Source organism: Halomonas nitroreducens (genome assembly GCF_003966155.1).
In the GTDB taxonomy this organism is placed as follows: Bacteria; Pseudomonadota; Gammaproteobacteria; order Pseudomonadales; family Halomonadaceae; genus Halomonas; species Halomonas nitroreducens.
In genome coordinates this window covers 1-1,653 of the sequence record NZ_RXNS01000045.1, presented here as the reverse complement: position 1 = coordinate 1,653, position 1,653 = coordinate 1, and the positions used below count along the sequence as shown (strand labels likewise).

1 protein-coding gene is annotated in these 1,653 nt (G+C 62.8%); it reads right to left on the bottom strand.

The window, feature by feature from the left end:
• Window positions 1–44: 44 nt before the first annotated feature.
• Window positions 45–1,603, bottom strand: a protein-coding gene (locus EKG36_RS20390; RefSeq protein WP_126487112.1) for an IS3 family transposase whose coding sequence is annotated in 2 segments (ribosomal slippage) — window positions 45–1,124 and window positions 1,127–1,603 — 1,557 coding nt in all. Because the reading frame shifts where the segments join, the coding sequence is not laid out codon by codon here.
• Window positions 1,604–1,653: the final 50 nt, after the last annotated feature.

Below are 1,653 nucleotides of genomic sequence, written 5' to 3'. Positions count from 1 at the left end.
CGGAGCCTGTCAACATAGTTGGCACATGAAATGACTTCGGCTCTTTAAAATCCTGATGCCTGTGACATCGGGACCCGCTCGGGATTCAGGTGCACGATTTCTGGCAAGCTGAGGTTTCGGATATCGCCCGCCCAGCGCTCAGGATGGCGCTGCTTCGCGGCCTCAAAGACGTCCCGGCGCCTCGCCAGAATGTCCTCGGCTTCGCCGCTGTGACGCTGGCTTGGGGTGACGTAGCGAAGAGCGCTGTGCCGGTGCTCATGGTTGTACCACTCGGTAAATTGCTGGACCCAGCTCTGCGCCTCGACCAGGGTCGCGAAGCCGTCCACGGGGAAGCCCGGCCGGTACTTCAGCGTCTTGAAGGCCGACTCGGCGAAGGCGTTGTCGTTACTGACCCTTGGCCGGCTATACGACGGGATGATGCCCAGGTCGTACAACTTCTCCAGGAAGGTCGCCGCCTTCATCGGGCTGCCGTTATCCGAATGCAGAATCAGGGGCTTGTGGCGATCCGTCAGGTGCTCTCGCCAGCAGGCTTTCTGGATCAGCTCGCCCGCCAGTTCGCCGTTTTCGGTTTCGTAGACCTCGTGCCCGACGATCTTGCGGCTGAAGACGTCCATGATCAGGTACAGGTACCACCAGGTGCCGCGTGCAGGGCCAGGCAGCCACGAAATGTCCCAGCACCAAAGGCGATTAGGCGCCGTGGCCTGGTGCGTGGTCGGCGAGCGCTTGCGCTGCGGGGCCTGTTGGCGGCCCCGGTGATGTTGCTGGCCGACTTCATGAAGAACTCGGTACATCGTCGACTCTGAGGCCAGGTAGCGGCCCTTGTCCGCCTGATCGGCCACGATGAAGGCCGGAGGACGGCTCCGATACTCCGGGGCGTTGCACAGCGCTACAACCGCCTCACGCTCCTCGGGAGACAGCTTGTTGGCGGGCTCCGGGCGGTCAGCGTCGGGGCGGCGATCCGCCGTTACCTCGCCCTCAGCGACCCAGCGGTAGTAGGTCCGCACGTTGATGCCCATCACCTGACAGGCCTTGGCCAGCCGAGCACCGTCACGCTGGGCGTCTTGCACCAGGGTCACGATACGCTGACGATCCGGGAGGCTGGTCAGTCGTCCTCGTCGTTGGTCGTGCCCCAGATCGCCTCTGCCTTTTTTGACAGGGTCAGCAGTGCCGCCGTCTCGGCGAGCGCCTTGTCCTTGCGGCGAAGCTCACGCTCCAGCTTGCGGAGCCGCTTCTGCTCCTCCTTGCGGGCCTGGCGCTGCTGTTTGGACTGCTCTGCCGCATCCGCGTTGGCGTTCATGCAGGCATCCCGCCAGGCCTCCACCTGCTCGGGGTAGAGCCCACGCTCACGGCAATAGGCCGCGAACTCCGCCTCGTTCATCGGGGCGGTTTCCAGGACGATGCGGAACTTCTCCTGGCTGGTCCACTGATCAGGCTGGGTGGATCGTGATGGCAAAACCTGTCCTCGTGCTCTGGCCTGTTTTCGCCAATTGTAGAGGGTTGCTGCTGAGATGCCTTCCTGTTCGGCGAGTTCCGGGATGGTCAGGCTCATCGGAGGTGCCATCTTCTGAAGGATGGCTTCCTTCCGCTCTGCGGGGTAACGCATGTTGATCACCTCTCAATCCGTTTAGGTGACAACTACGCTGACAGATAGGG